Annotated in this window: 18 protein-coding genes and 2 pseudogenes; 8 read left to right on the forward strand and 12 right to left on the reverse strand. The window is 69.8% G+C overall.

Annotated features, from left to right (window positions below):
• Nucleotides 1-56: 56 nt before the first annotated feature.
• The 12 genes and pseudogenes from hypE to G8O29_RS13750 form a co-directional block, all read right to left on the reverse strand.
• Nucleotides 57-1,079: a hydrogenase expression/formation protein HypE gene (gene hypE, locus G8O29_RS13695; protein WP_166403794.1), complete on the reverse strand. Its 1,023-nt coding sequence runs from the start codon at nucleotides 1,077-1,079 to the stop codon at nucleotides 57-59.
• The gene (gene hypD / locus G8O29_RS13700; RefSeq protein ID WP_166403795.1) at nucleotides 1,080-2,216 is read right to left on the reverse strand and encodes a hydrogenase formation protein HypD; all 1,137 of its coding nucleotides are present in this window, start codon (nucleotides 2,214-2,216) and stop codon (nucleotides 1,080-1,082) included.
• On the reverse strand, nucleotides 2,213-2,455 hold the full coding sequence (hypC, locus tag G8O29_RS13705; RefSeq protein ID WP_166403796.1) for a HypC/HybG/HupF family hydrogenase formation chaperone: 243 nt from the start codon (nucleotides 2,453-2,455) through the stop codon (nucleotides 2,213-2,215). Before hypC ends, hypD begins: the two co-directional genes overlap by 4 nt.
• 3 nt (nucleotides 2,456-2,458) lie before the next feature.
• Nucleotides 2,459-3,939: pseudogene (locus tag G8O29_RS13710) on the reverse strand (sigma-54-dependent transcriptional regulator).
• Complete coding sequence (gene hypB / locus G8O29_RS13715; protein ID WP_242679114.1) at nucleotides 3,936-4,958, reverse strand: hydrogenase nickel incorporation protein HypB; 1,023 nt, start codon at nucleotides 4,956-4,958, stop codon at nucleotides 3,936-3,938. The pseudogene G8O29_RS13710 and the gene hypB overlap by 4 nt, the downstream one beginning before the upstream one ends.
• Nucleotides 4,958-5,299 (reverse strand): hydrogenase maturation nickel metallochaperone HypA, encoded by a 342-nt coding sequence (hypA, locus tag G8O29_RS13720; protein WP_166403797.1) that lies wholly within the window; start codon nucleotides 5,297-5,299, stop codon nucleotides 4,958-4,960. Before hypA ends, hypB begins: the two co-directional genes overlap by 1 nt.
• Nucleotides 5,292-6,167: a HupK protein gene (locus G8O29_RS13725; RefSeq protein WP_166403798.1), complete on the reverse strand. Its 876-nt coding sequence runs from the start codon at nucleotides 6,165-6,167 to the stop codon at nucleotides 5,292-5,294. Before G8O29_RS13725 ends, hypA begins: the two co-directional genes overlap by 8 nt.
• Nucleotides 6,164-6,934 carry a [NiFe]-hydrogenase assembly chaperone HybE gene (gene hybE / locus G8O29_RS13730; RefSeq protein WP_166403799.1) on the reverse strand — a complete coding sequence of 257 codons (771 nt, stop codon included), beginning with the start codon at nucleotides 6,932-6,934 and terminating at the stop codon, nucleotides 6,164-6,166. Before hybE ends, G8O29_RS13725 begins: the two co-directional genes overlap by 4 nt.
• Nucleotides 6,931-7,764, reverse strand: a complete 834-nt coding sequence (locus G8O29_RS13735) for a hydrogenase expression/formation protein (RefSeq protein ID WP_166403800.1) — start codon at nucleotides 7,762-7,764, stop codon at nucleotides 6,931-6,933. Before G8O29_RS13735 ends, hybE begins: the two co-directional genes overlap by 4 nt.
• Before the next feature lie 9 nt (nucleotides 7,765-7,773).
• The gene (locus G8O29_RS13740; protein WP_166403849.1) at nucleotides 7,774-8,190 is read right to left on the reverse strand and encodes a thioredoxin domain-containing protein; all 417 of its coding nucleotides are present in this window, start codon (nucleotides 8,188-8,190) and stop codon (nucleotides 7,774-7,776) included.
• Nucleotides 8,191-8,195: 5 nt separating this feature from the next.
• Nucleotides 8,196-8,516 (reverse strand): HypC/HybG/HupF family hydrogenase formation chaperone, encoded by a 321-nt coding sequence (locus G8O29_RS13745; protein WP_166403801.1) that lies wholly within the window; start codon nucleotides 8,514-8,516, stop codon nucleotides 8,196-8,198.
• The gene (locus tag G8O29_RS13750) at nucleotides 8,516-9,124 is read right to left on the reverse strand and encodes a HyaD/HybD family hydrogenase maturation endopeptidase (protein ID WP_166403802.1); all 609 of its coding nucleotides are present in this window, start codon (nucleotides 9,122-9,124) and stop codon (nucleotides 8,516-8,518) included. Before G8O29_RS13750 ends, G8O29_RS13745 begins: the two co-directional genes overlap by 1 nt.
• 298 nt (nucleotides 9,125-9,422) lie before the next feature.
• Here G8O29_RS13750 and G8O29_RS13755 point away from each other — a divergent pair.
• From G8O29_RS13755 to cybH, 8 genes and pseudogenes are all read left to right on the forward strand, one after another.
• Nucleotides 9,423-10,752 (forward strand): annotated as a pseudogene (locus G8O29_RS13755) (sensor histidine kinase).
• Nucleotides 10,749-11,735, forward strand: coding sequence for an NADH-quinone oxidoreductase subunit B family protein (locus tag G8O29_RS13760; RefSeq protein ID WP_166403803.1), 987 nt, complete (start codon nucleotides 10,749-10,751; stop codon nucleotides 11,733-11,735). Before G8O29_RS13755 ends, G8O29_RS13760 begins: the two are co-directional and overlap by 4 nt.
• Complete coding sequence (locus tag G8O29_RS13765) at nucleotides 11,732-13,168, forward strand: nickel-dependent hydrogenase large subunit (protein ID WP_166403804.1); 1,437 nt, start codon at nucleotides 11,732-11,734, stop codon at nucleotides 13,166-13,168. Before G8O29_RS13760 ends, G8O29_RS13765 begins: the two co-directional genes overlap by 4 nt.
• Before the next feature lie 54 nt (nucleotides 13,169-13,222).
• Nucleotides 13,223-15,460, forward strand: a complete 2,238-nt coding sequence (hypF, locus tag G8O29_RS13770) for a carbamoyltransferase HypF (protein ID WP_166403805.1) — start codon at nucleotides 13,223-13,225, stop codon at nucleotides 15,458-15,460.
• Between the two features lie 191 nt (nucleotides 15,461-15,651).
• The gene (locus tag G8O29_RS13775) at nucleotides 15,652-16,737 is read left to right on the forward strand and encodes a hydrogenase small subunit (protein ID WP_166403806.1); all 1,086 of its coding nucleotides are present in this window, start codon (nucleotides 15,652-15,654) and stop codon (nucleotides 16,735-16,737) included.
• Nucleotides 16,738-16,740: 3 nt separating this feature from the next.
• Nucleotides 16,741-18,534 (forward strand): nickel-dependent hydrogenase large subunit, encoded by a 1,794-nt coding sequence (locus tag G8O29_RS13780; protein ID WP_166403807.1) that lies wholly within the window; start codon nucleotides 16,741-16,743, stop codon nucleotides 18,532-18,534.
• Between the two features lie 13 nt (nucleotides 18,535-18,547).
• The gene (locus tag G8O29_RS13785; RefSeq protein WP_166403808.1) at nucleotides 18,548-19,120 is read left to right on the forward strand and encodes a HupE/UreJ family protein; all 573 of its coding nucleotides are present in this window, start codon (nucleotides 18,548-18,550) and stop codon (nucleotides 19,118-19,120) included.
• Nucleotides 19,117-19,866: a Ni/Fe-hydrogenase, b-type cytochrome subunit gene (gene cybH, locus G8O29_RS13790; RefSeq protein WP_166403850.1), complete on the forward strand. Its 750-nt coding sequence runs from the start codon at nucleotides 19,117-19,119 to the stop codon at nucleotides 19,864-19,866. Before G8O29_RS13785 ends, cybH begins: the two co-directional genes overlap by 4 nt.
• Nucleotides 19,867-19,990: the final 124 nt, after the last annotated feature.

Below are 19,990 nucleotides of genomic sequence, written 5' to 3' on the forward strand. Positions count from 1 at the left end.
CGAAAGCCTGACTCACGCGGGCCGGGCATTCTTTGGCAGACCGATGGGCCCGGACCCTAGCAGATCCTGGGCAGCTGTTCGCCGATCAGCATGTCAACCAGGCGCGCTCCGCCGAAGGCTGTCCGCAGGGTGACGCGGCCGGCGGGGGCGGGCAGGGTCTGCCCGATGACGCAGGCCCCTTGTCCCTCGGGAAGGCGGCGCAGGGCGGCTACCAGCGCTTCGGCCTGATCGGGCGGGCAGAACAGGACCAGCCGCCCTTCGTTGGCCAGATAGAGCGGGTCGAGCCCCAGGATCTCGCAGACACCGGCCACTTCCGGGCGCAGCGGCAGGCGGGTTTCGTCCAGTTCCACGGCGAGGCCCGCCTCGGCCGCCATCTCGTTCAGCGCCGAGGCAAGGCCGCCCCGCGTGCAGTCGCGGGCAGCGCGCAGGCCGGGCGCGGCGGCAAGGGCGGCCTGCATCAGATGGCCGAGCCCCGCGCAATCCGAGGCGAGGTCAACCGACAGCGCCAGATCGCCACGGGCGGCCAGGATGGTGGCGCCGTGGTCGCCCAGGACGCCGTTCACGATGACCGCGTCGCCCGGCCGGATGTGCCGCGCGCCCAGGTCGAGGCCCGGCGGAATGACCCCGACCCCGGCGGTGGTGATGAACAGACCGTCGCCCTTGCCGCGTTCGACCACCTTGGTGTCGCCGGTGACGATCCGCACGCCGGCCTGCGCCGCCTCGGCTGCCACGGAGGCGACGATGCGGCGCAGAAGGGCGATCTCGCAGCCTTCCTCGATGATGAAGGCGGCCGAGAGCCACAGGGGCCGCGCGCCGCCGACGGCCAGATCGTTGACGGTGCCGCAGACGGCCAGCGTGCCGATGTCGCCGCCGGGAAACTCCAGCGGCGTGACCACGAAACTGTCGGTGGTGAAGGCCAGCCGCGCGCCGGGTTCGCGCAGGGCCTCGTCCATCAGGCGGGCCTGATCCTCGGTGTCGGGGGGCTGGAAGACGCTGGTGAACACATCGTCGATCAGGTCGCGCATCGCGCGCCCGCCGCCGCCATGGGCCATGGTCACATGGGTGTCGCGCAGCGCCATCTATGCCGCCGTCTCGCGCGCGCCGGCATATTGCCAGTAGGCCGCACAGGCCCCTTCGGAGGACACCATCAGCGCACCCAGCGGCATGTCCGGGGTGCAGCCCTTGCCGAATTGCGGGCATTGCGTGGGCTTGAGCTTGCCCGTCATCACCGCGCCGCAGGCGCAGCCCTCGATCTCGGGCACGCTGCGCCGCCCGGTGGCATAGCCGATGCCGAACTTCTCCTCGGCGTCGAAGGCGGCGTATTTCGCCCGGATGCGCAGGCCCGAGGCGTCGATCTCGCCCAGGCCGCGCCATTCGAAGCTGGGGCGGCGTTCATAGACATCGGCGATGGCGGCAAGGCTGACCGAATTGCCGTATTCGGGCACCACGCGGGCATACTGGTTTTCCACCGCCGCCCGGCCTTCGGCGATCTGGGTCAGCACCATGAGGACGGATTGCAGCAGGTCGGTCGGCTCGAACCCCGCCACGACGATGGGCTTGCCGTAGTCGCGGGCGATGAAATCATAGGGATGGGTGCCGATCACCATGCTGACATGGCCCGGGCCGATGAAGCCGTCGAGCACCATGTCGGGATCGTCGAGCAAGGCCTTGATCGGTTCGGGCACGGTGATGTGGTTGCAGAACACGCTGAAGTTGGTCAGCCCCTCGCGCGCGGCCTGCTGGATCGACAGCGCGGTGGAGGGGGTCGTGGTCTCGAAGCCGAGGCCGAAGAACACCACCTCGCGCCCCGGGCTGCGGCGGGCAAGCTCCAGCGCGTCCAGCGGCGAATAGACCATGAGGATGTCGGCCCCGCCGGATTTCGCCTGCAACAGGCTTTTCCGGTGGCCGGGCACCCGCATCGCATCGCCGAAGGTGGTGAAGATCACGCCCGGCCGCTCGGCAATCTCCACGCATTCATCGACCCGCGCCATGGGCAGCACGCAGACCGGGCAGCCGGGGCCGTGGACGAACTCCACCCCCTCGTGGATCAGCCTGTCGAGCCCGTAGCGGAAGATCGAATGGGTATGGCCGCCGCAGATCTCCATGATGTGGACGGGTCGCGCGCGGGCGGCCCCGATCGCGTCGGCCTTGCGGGCGATGGCGGACAGAAGCGCGCGGGCGGCGACGGGGTCGCGGAATTCGGAGGCGAATTTCATGCGAGGGACTCCCGGCTCAGGGCCATCTGGTCGAGAGTCTCCTGCGCCTCGTCCGCGTCGATCAGGCTCATCGCAAAGCCCACATGGATCAGCGCCCACTGGCCGACCAGCGCCTCCAGGTCATGGCCCGCGACGCAGGCCACGTTCACCTCGCGCCGCACGCCCGAGACCTCGGCCATCGCCATCAGGCGGGCGGCATCGGTGATGGCGGTGATCCGGCCGGGGATGCCCAGACACATGGCCTATTCCTCCTCCTCGTCCTGCATCTGGCCCGAGGGGGCCGCGATGCTGTACCGGTCCAGCTTGGCGTGCAGGTCCATGCGGCTGAGGCCCAGTTCCACCGCCGCGCGGCTCTTGTTCCAGCGGTGGCGGGTCAGCGTTTCGCGCAGGATGCGCATCGCGATCAGTTCCACCCGGTCCTTCAGCGTGCCGTCCGACACCAGAACCGCCTGTGCCGTGCGGTCGGCACCGGCCTCGGAAGGCAGGGCCTGCAGGATCGGGCGGCTGATGAGATCGGCGCCCAGCACCGGCGTGCGGGCATGGATCAGCATCCGCGTGACCTCGTTGAGAAGTTCGCGCAGGTTGCCGGGCCAGTCGTAATTCTCCAGAAACTCCAGCGCGGCGGGGGTGAAGCCTTGCGCGGCCTTGCCGTGGGTGGCGGCAAGGTCGGTCAGGAAATGCTGGGCGAGCAGCGCCACGTCGCCGCGCCGGGCGCGCAGGGGGGGGGGATCGCCATCTCGACCACCGCCAGCGCATAGTAGAGGTCCAGCCGGAACCGCCCGTCCGCCACCCGCGCGGGCAGGTCGGCGCCTGCGCCCGCGATCAGGCGCAGGTTGGTGGTCAGCACCTCCTGCCCGCCGACAGGGGTGAAACTGCCCTCGTCCACCAGCCGCCACAGCGCCGGTTGCAGCGCGGGCGAGGCCTGTTCGATTCCCGCGACGAACAGGGTTCCGCGGTCCGCCTTCTGCGCGAGGCCGATCTTGTTCACGCCCCCCGGCAGCACGCCGCGCTTGGCCCCGAACAGCTCGACCATCGCCAGATCATCGGGCAGGCCCGCCAGGTTGATCGCTTGAAACGGCTTGTCGGAGCGCAGCGAGGCATAATGCATCGCCCGCGCGAGCCGCGCCCGGCCCGTTCCCGGTTCACCCAGCAGGAGCACCGGCACATCGAAACTGGCATAGTGCCGGGCCGTCTCGACCAGGGCGTTCATCGGGCTTTGCGGGCTGCGCAGGATGGTTTCGAACCCCATCCCGTCGCGCAGGGCGGTGCGGCGGCGTTCCAGCTTGGTCTGGGCGGTCGAGGCGAGGAACCGCATCTCGAGCGCCATGCGTTCGTTGTCGCGGGCCAGCTGGAACAGCCGCGCGCCGTTGCGGGCAGCCATCACAAGCTGGTCGGGATGCCAGGGCTTGGTGATGAACTGGTGGATGCCGGCGTCATTGATCGCCTGGGCCATGGCGGCGGGGTCGGTGTAGCCGGTGATGATGATGCGCACCGTATCGGGCCAGCGCTCGCGCAGATCGGTCAGAAGCTCGACCCCCGTCCGGCCCGGCATCCGCTGGTCGCAGATCACCACCTGCACCCATTCCTCCTCCATCCGCGCCATGGCGGTTTCGGCATCGGCGGCGGTGATGCAGTCGAATTCGTCCTCGAGCGCCATGCGCATGGCCGAGAGCGAATTCGGCTCGTCATCGACCAGAAGGACGGTGGGGCGCGGGGCGGTCATGCCTGCGCCTCGGCCAGCCGGGCGCGCAGCCAGTCGAGCCAGGCGGGCATGCCTTCGCCGGTGCGGGCCGACAGGCGCAGGATCTCGATCCCGGGGTTCACCCGGCGCAGGTTGGCCTCGCAGAGGTCGAGGTCCACGTCGCAATGCGGGGCGAGGTCGGTCTTGTTCAGGATCGCCAGCCGCGCGGCGGTGAACATGTCGGGGTATTTCAGCGGCTTGTCCTCGCCTTCCGTCACCGAAAGGATGGCGACCTTTGCCGCCTCGCCCAGGTCGAAGGCGGCGGGGCAGACGAGGTTGCCGACATTCTCGATGAAGAGGTAGGATCCCGGCCGCGGGCGCAGGTCGTCGATGGCGTGGCCGACCATCGCGGCATCCAGATGGCAGCCCTTGCCCGTGTTGATCTGGATCGCCCGCGCGCCGGTGGCACGGATCCGGTCGGCGTCGGCCGAGGTCTGCTGGTCGCCCTCGATCACCGCAAGGGGGGCGTCGCCCAGGGCCTCGATCGTGCGGCACAGGAGCGTCGTCTTGCCCGACCCGGGCGAGGAGACGAGGTTGAGGGCCAGCACCCCCAGCGCGCGCAGCACCCGCCGGTTCGAGGCGGCGATCGCGTCGTTCTTGGCCAGGATCGAGGTTTCCACCTCGATCAGCCGGGCCTGGCTCATGCCGGGCACGGAAACCCCGGCCGGGCCGGTGCCATAGTGCAGATGGTCGTGGGTATGGTCGTGGTCGTCCGCGCCATGGGCATGGGCATGGGCGTGGGCGGGGTCGCCGTGGTCGTGGTGCGGCCCGTGGCTGTGGTCATGCGGATGGTCATGGTGGTGGTCGTGCGGGTGATCGTGCACCAGGTCGCCGTGGCGGTGCGGGTGGCTGTGGCGGTGATGATGGTGGTGCGTGTGTTCGCCCGGCCCGACGGGACCGTGGTCATGGGAATGGGCAAGGCCCAGCCGGTGGGCCTCCTCGTGCGAGACCTCGCGCCCGTCGATCACCACCTTGTCGCCGCAGCCGCACACCGTGCACATCAGAGCACCTCCATATCCTTGATCCGCAGCTCGTCGCCGCCCTGCGGGATCAGTCGCCCGCCGCCGCATTCGGGACATGGGTCCAGCCGGTCGGCGATCTGAACCGTTTTCGCGCAGTCATAGCACAGCGCCTGGCCGGGCAGGTCGATCATTTCCAGCCGCGCGCCTTCGGCCGGGCTGCCGCGCATCACGACGTCGAAGGCGAAGTCCAGCGCGGGTTTCTCGACCCCGGCAAAGCGGCCGATCTCCAGCCGCAGGACGGTGACGCGGGCAAAGCCATGCGCGCGGGCCTGATCGAGGACGATGCTGCGGATGCCTTCGGCGAGGCTCATCTCATGCATGGCTGACCTCGGCAACAGTCACGGGGGCCACCGTCACGGGAATGCAGGGATCATGCAGCGCGACAAGCCGCGCGGCCAGGTCGGGCCGGTCGCCGGGCAGGCTGGCGAGCGCCAGCGAAAGGGCGCCGCCGGGGGCAAGCTGATGGTCGGTCGGCGTGATCCGCAGGACCGAAGTGACACGCCCCCCCGCCTGCCCCAGACGCAGGGCATAGGCCCCGCGCGCGGCCTGCACAACTGCCGTGCCGTCGGGCAGGCGGCGGGGCGGCGGCAGGGCACCGTCGCGGGCGGCCTCCAGATCGACCAGCATCCCGAGGTAGCGCCAGAGGGGACTGCGGCCCTGATCCGCCTCCACCGCGCGCAGCAGCGGGTGGCCGGCCTGCCGCCCGGCGGGCGCGTTTTCGAAGGCCCCCATTGCCGCGCCCTGCGGCTGGGGCAGCGGCGGCACCGCGCCAAGGCCGCGCGGAAAGCTGCGCGCCACCGCCCGGCCCAGATCGGCGGCGGGCAGGGGGCTGGCCAGCCAGGCGGACAATTCGTTCAGCGTGGCAGGCAGGCGGCCCGCTGCGCCAGGCACCTCGGCCGGGTCGGGGCGCAGCGGGGGCAGCTCGAAGGCCCGGCGCAGGGTGACGAAGATGCGGGCGAGATGATCGCGGATCACCTCGGCGCCGGTATCGGTGGCGTGCGGCAGGCCAAGGGCGACCTCGGCCGCGGTGGCCTGCGCCATGCGGCAAAGGTTGAACAGGCGCGGCAGCAGCACCGCTGCCTCCTCCACCGCCCGCCCGACCAGATGCGCGGCCAGATCGGGTCCCGACTGGCGATCGATCTGCCAGCCCGCCGCCCCTTGCGTGATCCGCGCCGCGCCGAGCGTCATCCGCCCAGCTCCCCGGTCAGGAGTTGCCGCCGCGAGGGCGTGGCCTCGGGCTCTGCCGGGGCCGCGGGCTCGGGCGCAAGCGCGGCCTCGCGCCGGGCGCGGATCTCGGCGCTGCGGTCGGTCTCGGCCCGGTTCTCGGGCCTGAACAGTTCGACCATCGCCGCGCGGGCCACCTCGACCGCCTGCATCTGGCTGGTGAAATCGCCCATCGGCGAGAACAGCGCGCAGGCCAGGTAGGGGCCCACCATCTCGCGGCTGGCGTGCATGAATTCGTAGTCGCCCGAGGGGAATGTCAGCACCTCCTTCGTGCCCGCCTTCAGGGCCGGGCGGTCGGCCCCCGGCAGGAACACGAGGTTCATGAACCAGGGCGCGATCAGGATGCCCAGGAACCCGCCCTCGTGCGGCTGGAACGCCACGGCCTGCACATGCAGCGCCTGATTGACCACGGGCAGGTCGCGCATCCTGGAATGGAACACCTTGGTGAAGTCGGCGACCAGGGCCTTTGTCCGCGCCTCCATCTCGGCCATCAGGGCGGCAGAGGGGGCGCCGGGATCCTCGCGCACCAGGAACTGCGCGCGCGGGGCGGAGCAGCCGGGGCAGGTCCAGTCCTCGGGCAGGTCGAGGAAGGCGGTGCCGGGGCTGATCTGCCGTGTCTCGTCGCCCTCGGCCGGGTCATAGGGCGTCCAGCAGATCTTGCATTCCATGATCGCGGCCGGGCTGATCTTGTCGGCCGCGCCCAGATAGCTGCCTTCGAACCCCGGGGTCATCGGATCGCCTCGATCACTTCGCGGATGCGTATGGCGCTGTCGGCCAGGTCCTCGGCCGCGGCGATGGCGACCTCGGGCATCTCGCAGACCTCGTAGGTGTCCAGGATCAGCGTGTCCATCGAGTTGAAGAACTGCACCTTCCAGACATGGGCCTGCGCGCAGGCGGTGACGCGGCAGTTGCCGTAGCCGCGCGACAGGATGGTGACCGAGCCTTCGCCCAGCGCCTCGGACAGCCAGGCCAGATCCTCGGGCGAATGGGGCAGGAGCGAGAGGTTCACCACATGGGCGAGGCTGCCGGGGCGGCGGGTCAGCGACTTGTCCACCAGCTCGGCCAGAATGGCGGGCGCGTTGGCCAGCCCCGGCACGCGGCGGGCCAGGAGCCCGAGCGCCGGGCTGTGGGGCAGATGCGCGCGGGACAAGGCCAGTGTGGGCACGGGGGCGATCTCGACCGTATCCATGCCGGCGGCCAGCAGCATCCAGACCCCGGCAAAGACGCTTTCCTGCACCATCACGGCGGGCCGCCCGCGCAGCTTCATCGAGACCTCGCCCTGACCCAGGGCGTCGGCCATCACCTTGCGGGCGGCGGGCGACAGGGTAGCGAGGTCGAAGCTGACGGCAGCGCTGCCCCCTGCCACCGCCGCGCAGGCGCTGGCCATCTCGGACAGCATGGCCAGGGCCTCGGCCAGGGCGGCGGCGTCCTCGGCCTCGGGGATATGGGGTTCATAGACGCGCATGCCCGAGGGCATGGGCATGTATTGCAGTTCGCCCTCCGGGTCGGGTTGCGAGCCGGGCCCGAAGCCGGTGGGGGGAAGGGTGAAGGGCGAAACCATGGGCGGACCTCAGGCGGCTTTGAGCGACAGGAAACGGGTGATGCGGGCGAGGTAGTCCGACCAGTCGCGCACCCGCTCCACCGCGCCCAGGAAATCGGACTGGCGGAAGAACAACAGGCCCGGCGTCTTGAGCGCGCGCCAGGTCTCGCGCAGGTCGGCCTCGATGGCGTCGCCGATCACCGCGCAGTCGAAGGCGCCCTGAAACGCCTGCCGCAGTTCCGGCAGGATCACGGCGGCGTCGGCGGTTTCCAGATTGCGGCGCGCGTCGCCCGGGATGAACAGGCAATGCACGCCGGGGCGGGCCAGGAAATCGGCCACCGCGTCGGGATCATCCAGCCGGGGATAACCGAAGTCTGTCGTCAGCCGGGCCAGGCTGGGGTGCAGGGCGGTGGCGGGGGGCAGGTCGTATGGCGCATGGTCGTGCATCGGTGTCACCCTGTGGTTCGGCCCGCGTCCAGCGCGGCTTGCAGATGGGGGGGAAGGCGGGGCGTGCGGGCCTCGAGATCGGCAAAGGCATCCCCCGCGTCGCCGCCCGCCATGACCTGCGACAGACCGGCCAGCGCCTTGCGGATCAACAGCGCCTCGGCCTCGGGCAGGATCTCGCGCGCGGTGCCGAGGAAACCCAGCACCCAGTCGCCGGGGCGGGCATCGGGCAGAAGCGACAGGTCCAGAAGCTGCAACTGCCCGTTGTCGGTGGCATGGCCCACGATCCCGTTCACCGCCTGAAGCTGCATCGGGATGCCCACGCACATCAAGCGGCCCCCGGCAGAAAGCGGGCATCGCCAACGCGGCAGGCCGCATCCTCGGACGGCCGGCCCGCCTCATAGGCGTCGCGGCGGATCGACGGGTCGGCCAGAAGCGGGCTGTCGGTGCGCCCTTCGCGCACCGCAACGCCCCAGTCGGCCAGGATGTCGCGCGCGATGGCCAGCGCCTCGAGGATACGGGCGGCGACGGCGGGGCGCAGGCCGCCGCCGTAATCCTCCAGCTCGACCGGCTGGCAGCCGATCAGCACCATGCGCGCCGGGCAATAGCCCATCAGCTGCGCCGTGGCGATCACGTCCTGAAAGCCGGTCTGATGCAGGCTCATCTTCCTGGCGCCCATGAAGGCGGGCACCTCGCTGTCGCGGATGACCTTGATCGTGCCGGGCGGCAGGCCGTAGTCGATAGCATCGAACACGATCAGCGCATCGGCCTCTTCCAGGAAGGGAAGCAGATAGAGCCCCTGCGTGCCGCCATCGAGCAGGCGGACGTGGTCGGGCAGGGCGTGGGTTTCGGCCATCATCTCGACGCAGCGGACGCCGAAGCCTTCGTCGGCCCAGAGCACATTCCCGATGCCCAGAATCAGAACCTTCGGCGCCACGGGTCTTTCCTCCCCTTGAGTGTGGTCGGATGCCTTTCACATCCGCCTGGAAGTGAGAGTATGGTTTTCAGGGGGCCGGGAAAGGGAATTTGCGAAATGCCCGACTTTTGTTCAAGCATCGGAAAGAACGACGGAATTTCGGTATCCCTCTGCGCACTGCGGAAGGCAGGCTGGAAAGAGGCCTTTCGGTCGGAGCCTTGACCGACAACTTGCCTGCCAGTTGTACCTGGGGTGACAGGGCGGCGGGACTGCCAACATTCTTCTGTTCACAGCCCCGCGCGGCTTCTAAGATTCCCGCATGGCCTCTGCGTTCGACATCCTGAGTTCCGACCGACCGGCGCAGTTCACCGATGACGCCTGGGGCGAGGTGCTGTCGGCGATGGACCGCACCTATGCCGACCTGGTGAGCTATCAGGAACAGCTCGAGCGGCAGAATGCCGAGCTGGAGGAGATGCGCACCTTCCTGACGGCGATCCTGTCCTCGGTGTCGGATGTGCTGATCGTGACCGACCGGGGGGGGGCGGATCGCGCGGATCAGCGAGTCGCTGACCCGGATTGCGGGGCCGGATCGCAGCCTTCTGGGCGCGCCGGTGGCCGATCTGTTCGCCGAGGAGCATCGGGGCACCGTGGCCGCCATGCTGCAAACCATCCGCGACAGCCGCCGCACCGGCAGCTTCGAGGCGAACCTGCTGGCGGCCGAGGGGGTGGAGCCGCTGGACATCTCGATCGCGCCTCGGCTGGATGACCGGGGGCGGGTCGATGGTTTCGTGCTGACCGGGCGGCCCCTGGGGGCCCTGCGCGCCGCCTATGCCGAGTTGCGGCAAAGCCATGACGCGCTGAAGACGGCGCAGGCGCAGCTGGTGCGCAACGAGAAGCTGGCCTCGCTGGGCCGCCTGCTGGCCGGGGTCGCGCATGAGCTGAACAACCCGATCAGCTTCGTCTATGCCAACACCCATGCGCTGGAACGCTATGCGGGCAAGTTCGAGACCTATTTCGCCCGGGTTCAGGCCGGCGCCAGCCGCGAGGAGCTGATCGCCCTGCGTCAGGACCTGCGGCTGGACCGCGAGGTGGCCAATCTGCGCGAGGCGACGAAGGGCGCGCGCGAAGGGGCCGAACGGGTGCGCGACATCGACGAGGATCTGCGGCGGCTGTCGGCCGACGGTGCGGGCGACATGGTGCTGTTCGACCTGGCCGAGATCGTGCGCGTCGCGGCCAGCTGGGTCATGCGCGGCCGGAAGGAGCCCGTGGCGCTGGAGATGGAGCCGATGCAGTCGGTGCAGGTTCGCGGTCGGCCCGGGCATGTCCAGCAGGTGGTGATGAACCTGGTGCAGAACGCGGTCGATGCGCTGGAGGGACAGGCCGATGGCCGGGTGCGGCTGTCGGTCGTGCAGGCGGGCGACCGGGCCGACCTAACGGTGCAGGACAACGGCCCCGGCATCCCCGCCGAGGTGGCGGCCGCGATCTTCGATCCCTTCTTCACGACCAAGCCGGTCGGGCGCGGCACCGGACTTGGCCTGTCGATCAGCCACAAGATCGCCCAGGAACACGGCGGCACCCTGACCTTGTGCGACACGCCCGGCCCCGGCGCCTGCTTCCGGCTGAGCCTGCCCTGCGAGGCCGGGTCATGACGACGCTGCTCTGGCTTCAGGCCTCGGGCTGCGGCGGCTGCACGATGTCGCTGCTCTGCGCCGAAAGCCCGGGCGTGATCGAGATGCTGGAGGATGCGGGCATCCGCCTTCTGTGGCACCCGGCGCTGTCGCTGGCCACCGGGGCCGAGGCGCGGGCGATCCTCGACGATGTGGCCGAGGGGCGGGTGCCGCTGGATATCCTGTGTGTCGAGGGCGCGATCGCGCGGGGGCCGGGCGGGACGGGGCGGTTCCAGATGCTGTCGGGCACCGGCCAGAGCCTGATGGCCTGGGTGCAGCGGCTGGCGCCCAGGGCGCGGCATGTGGTGGCGGTGGGCACCTGCGCGGCCTATGGCGGGGTGACGGCGGCAGGCGGCAACCCGACCGATGCGGTGGGCCTGCACTACGACGGCGCCCATCCCGACGGACTGTTCGCCCCCGCCTGGCGCAGCGGGTCGGGCGCGCCGGTCGTCAACGTGGCGGGCTGCCCCACGCATCCCGGCTGGGTGACGGAAACGCTGATGCTGCTGGCGGCGGGCGAGCCCGTGGCGCTGGACGGCTACGGCCGGCCGCGGTTCTATGCCGATCATCTGGTCCATCACGGCTGCCCGAAGAACGAGTTCTACGAATACAAGGCCAGCGCCCGCAGCCTGTCGGAACAGGGCTGCATGATGGAGAACCTCGGCTGCATCGGCACGCAGGCGGTGGGCGACTGCAACATCCGGCCCTGGAACGGCGAGGGCAGCTGCACGCGCGGGGGCTACCCTTGCATCAACTGCACCGCGCCGCAGTTCGAGGATCCGGCCCATGCCTTCGTCGAGACGCCCAAGATCGCGGGCATCCCCGTGGGCCTGCCGACCGACATGCCCAAGGCCTGGTTCATGGCGCTGGCCTCGCTGTCCAAGGCGGCAACCCCGCCCCGGATCGACCGGAACGCCCATGCCGACCGGGTGGTCGTGCCGCCCACCCTGCGCAAGCCGCGATGACGGGTGACGTGACCGGGGCGCGGCTGGTCGTCGGCCCGTTCAACCGGGTCGAGGGCGATCTGGAAGTAACGCTGGATGTGGCCGGGGGCCGAGTGGCCCGCGCGCAGGTGAACGCGCCGCTCTACCGCGGGTTCGAGCGCATGCTGGAGGGTCGCGATCCGCGCGACGCGCTGGTCATCACCCCGCGCATCTGCGGGATCTGTTCGATCAGCCAGTCCACCGCGGCGGCCCATGCCCTGGCGGCGGCGATGGGGCTGACGCCCACCCCCCAGGGCGCGCTGGCCGCTGCCCTGATCCACGCGGCCGAGAATGTGGCCGATCATCTGACGCATTTCCACCTGTTCTTCATGCCCGACTTCGCCCGCCCCGCCTATGCCGGGCGCCCCTGGCATGCGCGTGCGGTGGCGCGGTTCATCGCGCTGGAGGGCGGCGCGCAGCGCGCGGCGGTGCAGGCCCGGGCCGAGCTTCTGCACGCCATGGGCCTGATGGCGGGCAAGTGGCCGCATACGCTGGGGATCCAGCCGGGCGGCGTGACCCGCGCGCCGGGGCCGCGCGAAAAGGCGCGCCTGGCCGCCACGCTGCGCGCCTTCCGCCGCTATCTCGAAACCGTGCTTTTCGGCGGGCGGCTGGAGGATTTCTGCGCGCTGAAGGACGTGGCCGCCCTGATGCGCTGGCCGAGCGGCGATGTGGCGCTGTTTCTGGGCATCGCCGCCGACCTTGGCCTTGCGGGACTGGGCCGGGGCGCCGGGCGCTACCTGTCCTTCGGGGCCTATCCGCTCGCCGATGGTCCGGCCTTTGCGGCGGGCACCCGCAGCGCGGGCGCCCCGGGCCCGGTCCGGCCCGCCGAGATCGCCGAGGATCTGAGCCATGCCTGGATGCTGGGCGGCACGGCGCATCCCCTGGACGGCATGACCACCCCGGACGAGGGCATGGCCGCCCCGGCCTACAGCTGGTGCAAGGCCCCGCGTCTGGCAGGCCAGCCGATGGAGGTGGGGGCGCTCGCCCGGCAGGTGGTGGATGGCCACCCGCTGGCGCTGGCCCTGGCCGAGGAGGGCGGGGTGGTGGCCCGCGTCGGCGGGCGGCTTCTGGAACTGGCGCGGACCCAGATCCTGATGGAGGCCTGGGTGGCGGCCCTTGCCCCCGGCGAAAGCTTCATGGCGCAGTGCAGCCTGCCGCGCGACGGGCAGGGCGCAGGCATGGTCGAGGCGGCGCGCGGGGCGCTGGGGCACTGGCTGCGCATCCGGAACGGCAAGATCGCCAATTACCAGATCATCGCGCAGACGACCTGGAACTTCAGCCCGCGCGATGCGGCCGACGTTCCCGGCCCGCTGGAGGCCGCGCTGGAGGGCACGCAGGTCGAAGGGCCGGTGCCGCTGGCCGTGCAGCATGTGGTGCGCAGTTTCGATCCCGGCATGGTCTGCACGGTGCACTAGGGGAGGCGGCGGACCGGGGGCCAGCCCCCGGACCCCCGGGATATTTGTGGACAGATGAAAGAGCGGGCAGTCACGATCCGGGTGCAGGGGCAGGTGCAGGGGGTGGGGTTCCGGCCCTTCGTCTGGCAGCTGGCGCAGGAGTTCGGGGTGCGCGGGCGGGTCTGGAATGATGCGGAAGGTGTGGGGATCGAGGCCTCCGGCGCCGGGCTGGAGGCCTTTGTCGCCGCGATTTCCGCCCGGGCGCCGAAGCTCGCGAGGGTCGATGCGGTGGAGATCTCGGGCTTCGCAGGCGAGCTGCCCGAGGGGTTCGAGATCGCCCCGAGCCGGGGCCGGGGGGCCGAAACCCGCGTCACGCCGGATGCCGCCACCTGCCCGGCCTGCGTCGCCGAGATCGCCGAACCGGGGCGCCGCCAGGGCTATGCCTTCACCAACTGCACCCAGTGCGGCCCGCGCTTCAGCATCCTGAAGGGCCTGCCCTATGACCGGGCGCAGACCACGATGGCGGCCTTTCCGATGTGCCCCGACTGCCGGGCAGAGTATGAGGATCCCGCCGACCGCCGCTTTCATGCCCAGCCGGTGGCCTGCCCCACCTGCGGCCCGCGCCTGTGGTTCGAGGTGTCCGGCACCGAGCTGCCGGGCGATCCGATCGCGCAGGCCGTGGCCTGCCTGCGGGCGGGGGGCGTCGTGGCGGTGAAGGGGATCGGCGGGTTCCATCTGGCCTGCGATGCCCGCAACCCGGCCGCCGTCGCCCTGCTGCGCGCCCGCAAGCGCCGCCCGGCCAAGCCCTTGGCCGTGATGGCGCGGCGGGCCGACCTGGCTGCGCTGGCCGAGGTGACCGAGGCGGACCTTGCGCTCCTGTCCGATCCCGCCGCGCCCATCGTGCTCCTGCGCTCGCGCCGGACCCTGCCCGAGGGGATCGCCCCCGGCATGGCCGCGCTTGGCGTCCTGCTGCCCTACACGCCCTTGCACCATCTGCTCTTGGAGGCCTTCGGCGGCCCCCTCGTGATGACCAGCGGCAATCTGTCGGGCGAGCCGCAGGTGATCGGCAACGCCGAGGCGCGCACGAAGCTGGCCGGGTTTGCCGACGGCTTCCTGATGCATGACCGCGAGATCGCCCGGCGGCTGGACGACAGCGTGGAACGCAGCCAGCCCCCGATGATCCTGCGCCGCGCGCGGGGCCGGGTGCCGGGCACTCTGCCGCTGCCGCCGGGATTCGCGGATGCGCCGCAGGTGCTGGCACTGGGCGGGCAGATGAAGGGGGCGATCTGCCTGGTGAAGAACGGGCAGGCGCTGCTGGGCCACCACCTCGGCGATCTGGACGCTACGCTAAGTGCCGATGAGTTCGTCAAGGCGGTGGCGGACTACCGTGCGCTGTTCGACCATGCCCCCGCGCTGGTCGCGGTGGATGCCCACCCCGGCTATCGCGCCACGCAGGCCGGTCAGGCGATGGGCCTGCCGGTGGCCGAGGTCTGGCACCACCACGCCCATCTGGCCGCCTGTCTGGCCGAGAACCTCTGGCCGCTGGATGGCGGCAAGGTGGCGGGGATCGTGCTGGACGGCACGGGCCTTGGCCCCGACGGCACGCTCTGGGGCGGCGAGGTGCTGCTGGGCGACTACCACGGTTTCACCCGCGCCGCCCACCTGCGCCCCGCGCCGCTGATCGGCGGCGACAGGGCGGCGCGGGAACCCTGGCGCAATGCGCTGGCCCGGCTGGATCAGGCGGGGCTGGCGGACTGGGCCGATGCCCTGTTTGCGCAGGCCCCGCGCGACCTCTTGCGGCAGGCGGCGGCGCGCGGGATCAACGCGCCGCTCTCGTCCAGCGCCGGGCGGCTGTTCGATGCCTTCGCCGCCGTGCTGGGCCTCTGCCCCATGGCGCAAAGCTATGAGGGCGAGGCCGCGATGCGGCTCGAGGCACTGGCGCAGGACGGGGGGGCGGGCCTGCCCTTTGCACAAAGGGGCGCCCTGATCGACCCCGCCCCGATCTGGGCCGAGGCGCGGCGCGCCCTGCAGGCGGGGGCATCGCCGGCCGAACTGTCGGGGCGGTTCCATCTGGGGCTTGCGCAGGCCTTCGCCGCCGCCGCGCGTGACCTCGTGGCGCGCGGAGAGGCCCGGGCCGTGGCCCTGTCGGGCGGGTGTTTCCAGAACGCGCTGCTGCACGATCTGACGATCCGGGCGCTGGGCGAGACCCCCGTGCTGACCCATCGGGTGACGCCCGCGAATGACGGCGGACTCGCGCTGGGGCAGGCGACCGTCGCGGCAGCGAATGCGCTGCGCGGGGTGGAAAGCCGCTGACCGCCGGGGCGGAAAGCCGGCAAGCAGGCGACCGCCCCCCGCCGCGCCGCCACCCTTCAAGGCGCTGATTCAGCACAGGAAAACAGCAATCCGCGGCGGCGGCATTTTTCTTTGTATGCCACGGCACACCCTGCTTCCCTAGCGGCGGAGAGGTGCGAAGGCGCCTTTGGGGACATGAGGGAGGGCCAGCGTTGAGCCAGATCGAAACCTTCTACGAGGTCATGCGACGTCAGGGGATTACCCGGCGCAGCTTCCTGAAATACTGTTCGCTGACCGCCAGCGCCTTGGGCCTTGGCCCCAGCTTCGTGCCGCAGATCGCCCATGCGATGGAAACGAAGCCGCGCACGCCGGTGATCTGGGTCAATGGCCTCGAATGCACCTGCTGTTCGGAAAGCTTCATCCGGGGCGCCCATCCGCTGGCCAGGGATGTGGTCCTGTCGATGATCTCGCTCGACTACTGCCACGTCCTGATGGCCGCCGCAGGCCATGCCGCCGAGGCCGCCATGGAAGAGGCGATGGAGCAGCACCACGGCAACTACATCCTGGCCGTCGAGGGCAACCCGCCGCTGAACGAGGACAGGATGTTCTGCATCGTCGGCGGCAAGCCCTTCGTGGAACAGTTGCGCCGGGCGGCCGAAGGGGCGAAGGCGATCATCGCCTGGGGGGCCTGCGCCAGCTATGGCTGCGTGCAGGCGGCCAAGCGCAACCCGACGCAGGCCACGCCCGTCCACAAGGTCATCACCGACAAGCCGATCATCAAGATCCCCGGCTGCCCGCCCATCGCCGAGGTGATGACCGGCGTCATCACCTACATGCTGACCGTCGACAGGCTTCCCGAACTGGACCGTCAGGGCCGCCCGGCGATGTTCTACGGCCAGCGCATCCACGACAAATGCTATCGCCGCCCGCATTTCGACGCGGGCCAGTTCGTCGAGGCCTGGGACGACGACAACGCGCGCAAGGGCTATTGCCTTTACAAGATGGGCTGCAAGGGGCCGACGACCTACAACGCCTGCTCCACCATCGGCTGGAACGAGGGCGTCAGCTTCCCGATCCAGTCGGGCCACGGCTGCATCGGCTGTTCCGAGGACGGCTTCTGGGATCAGGGCAGCTTCTACAACCGCCTGACCAACATCAAGCAGTTCGGGGTCGAGGCGAATGCCGATCAGGTCGGCATGGCGGCCGCCGGCGTGGTGAGCGGCGCGGTGGCAGTGCATGCAGCCATCTCGGCGCTGAAACGGGCGCAGAAGAAAACGCAGGACAAGGTGGAGGGCTGAGCCATGACCGTGACCACTCCCAACGGCTTCACGCTCGACACCAGCGGCACCCGCGTCGTGGTCGATCCGGTCACGCGGATCGAGGGCCACATGCGCTGCGAGGTCAACGTCAACGACCAGAACATCATCACCAACGCCGTCAGCACCGGCACGATGTGGCGGGGCCTCGAGGTGATCCTGAAGGGCCGCGACCCGCGCGATGCCTGGGCCTTCACCGAGCGGATCTGCGGCGTCTGCACCGGGACGCATGCGCTGACCTCGGTGCGGGCGGTCGAGGATGCGCTGGGGATCACCATCCCCGAGAACGCGAACTCGATCCGCAACATCATGCAGCTGAACCTCCAGATCCACGACCACATCGTGCATTTCTACCACCTGCACGCGCTGGACTGGGTGAACCCGGTCAACGCGCTGCGCGCCGACCCCAAGGCGACCAGCGAGTTGCAGCAGGCGGTCAGTCCGAACCATCCGCTGTCCTCGCCCGGCTATTTCCGCGATGTGCAGAACCGGCTGAAGGCCTTCGTCGAAAGCGGGCAGCTGGGCATCTTCAAGAACGGCTACTGGGACAACCCGGCCTATCTGCTGCCGCCCGCGGCCGACCTGATGGCCACGACGCATTACCTCGAGGCGCTGGACTTGCAGAAGGAGATCGTGAAGATCCACACGATCTTCGGCGGCAAGAACCCGCATCCGAACTGGCTGGTGGGCGGCGTGCCCTGCCCGATCAACGTCCATTCGACGGGCGCGGTGGGGGCGATCAACATGGAGCGGCTGAACCATGTCAGCTCCATCATCGACAAGTGCATCGCGTTCAACCGCAACGTCTATCTGCCCGACGTGGTGGCGATCGGCGGGTTCTACAAGAACTGGCTCTACGGCGGCGGGCTTTCGGGCAGGTCGGTGCTGGCCTATGGCGACATTCCCGAAAACGCCAATGATTTCAGGGCGGCCAACCTGCGCCTGCCGCGCGGGGCGATCATCAACGGCAACCTGAACGAGGTGCAGGACGTCGATGTGCGCGACCCCGGGCAGGTGCAGGAGTTCGTCGATCATTCCTGGTATCAGTATGCCGAACCGGGCAAGGGTCTGCACCCCTGGGACGGAGAGACGAGCCCGAGGTTCGAGCTTGGCCCGAATGCCAAGGGCAGCCGCACCAACATCGAAAACATCGACGAGGCGGCCAAGTATTCCTGGATCAAGGCGCCGCGCTGGAAGGGCCATGCGATGGAGGTGGGGCCGCTTGCGCGCTATGTCGTGGGCTATGCCTCGGGGCACGAGGATATCCGGAACCAGGTCGAGGGCCTGCTGCGCACCATGAACCTGCCGGTGTCGGCGCTGTTCTCGACCCTCGGCCGGACGGCGGCCCGGGCGCTGGAAAGCGAATATTGCGGGCGGTTGCAGAAGCACTTCTTCGACAAGCTGGTCGCCAACATCCGCAACGGCGACGAAAGCACCGCGAACGTGGCGAAATGGGACCCCTCCACCTGGCCGAAGGAGGCGAAGGGCGTGGGCATGACCGAGGCGCCGCGCGGGGCGCTGGGCCACTGGATCCGGATCAAGGACGGCCGGATCGAGAACTATCAATGCGTCGTGCCGACCACCTGGAACGGCAGCCCGCGCGACGCGGCGGGCAACATCGGCGCCTTCGAGGCGGCGCTGATGAACACCAAGGTCGAACGCCCCGAAGAGCCGGTCGAAATCCTGCGCACGCTGCACAGCTTCGACCCCTGTCTTGCCTGTTCGACCCATGTCATGTCGCCTGATGGCCAGGAACTGGCCCGGGTCAAGGTCCGCTGAGGGAGGGAAAGCGATGACCAAACTTGCCTATGCGATCATGCTGACCGTGCTGGCGGGCCCGGCGCTGGCCCACACCGGGGTGGGCGAGGCCAACGGCTTCGTGCACGGGCTGCAACACCCGATCTTCGGGCCGGATCACCTTCTGGCGATGCTGGCGGTGGGGCTGTGGTCGGGCTTCGTGCTGCCGCACCGCTTCTGGGCCGGGGCGGCGGCCTTCATGGGGGCGATGGCGGTGGGCGCGGGCATCGGCTGGGCCGGGATCGACTTTCCGATGGTCGAGACGGTGATCGTCGGGTCGGTCGTGGCCTTCGGTCTGCTGACGCTGGTCGCGCGCCGCGGCCAGCCGGGCTGGGTGACGGGGGCCTCGCTGGCCGCCATCGCCGCCTTCGCCACCGCCCATGGCCACGCCCATGCGACCGAGGCCACGGGCAATGCCTTCGCCTATCTGGCGGGCTTCCTGATCTCGACCGCCGCGCTGCATCTGGCCGGTATCGGCATCGCGCGGGCGGTGGCCGCCCGGCCGATCGTGCAGCAGGCGATGGGGGCGGGGATCGCCCTGTCGGGCCTTCTGATGATGGCGGGCTGACATCATGGCCCCCCCCCTCAGCCCCCGTTCCCGCCCATGACGCGGCCCCCGAGGACCTGGCTACCGTCAACCGGCAGACCTCGATCTATGTCTATGAGGCGCCTGTGCGCCTGTGGCACTGGATCAACGCCGCGTCGATCCTGGTCCTGATCGTCACCGGCTACTTCATCGGCTCGCCGCCGCCCACGATGATCATCGGCGAGGCTTACGAGCAGTTCGTCTTCGGCTACATCCGCTTTGCCCATTTCGCCGCCGGGCAGGTGCTGCTGATCGCCTTCCTGGGCCGGATCTACTGGGCCATGGTCGGCAACCACCATGCAAGGCAGCTGTTCTACGTCCCGTTCTGGAAGGCGGACTTCTGGCAGGAGGTGCTGTTCGAGCTGCGCTGGTATCTCTTCCTGGAGAAGGAGCCGAAGAAATATGTCGGCCACAACCCGCTTGCTCAGGTGGCGATGTTCTTCTTCATCACGCTGGGCGTGACCTTCATGGTCTTCACCGGGTTCGCCCTTTACGCCGAAGGCGCACAGGAAGGCAGCCTGACCCATGATCTGTTCGGCTGGATGCACGGGCTGACCTGGAACAGCCAGCGGATGCACACCCTGCACCATCCGGGCATGTGGTGGATCGTGATCTTCATGATCATCCACATCTATGTCGCGATCCGCGAGGACATCATGAGCCGCCAGTCGATCGTATCCACCATGATCTCGGGCCACCGCACCTTCAAGGACGACCGCGACGACTGAACCTTGGGGCAGGGGGGCGGCAGCGCTGCGCCGGTCATGGCCGTGGCAGTCAGACATGGCGCGACCTGCCTCGCAGGCGGCTGGCGCCTGATCCCGGCTTCGGCCCGTCGGAACTGGTCGTTCA

The organism is Rhodobacter calidifons (genome assembly GCF_011174775.1).
Classification (GTDB): domain Bacteria; phylum Pseudomonadota; class Alphaproteobacteria; order Rhodobacterales; family Rhodobacteraceae; genus Tabrizicola; species Tabrizicola calidifons.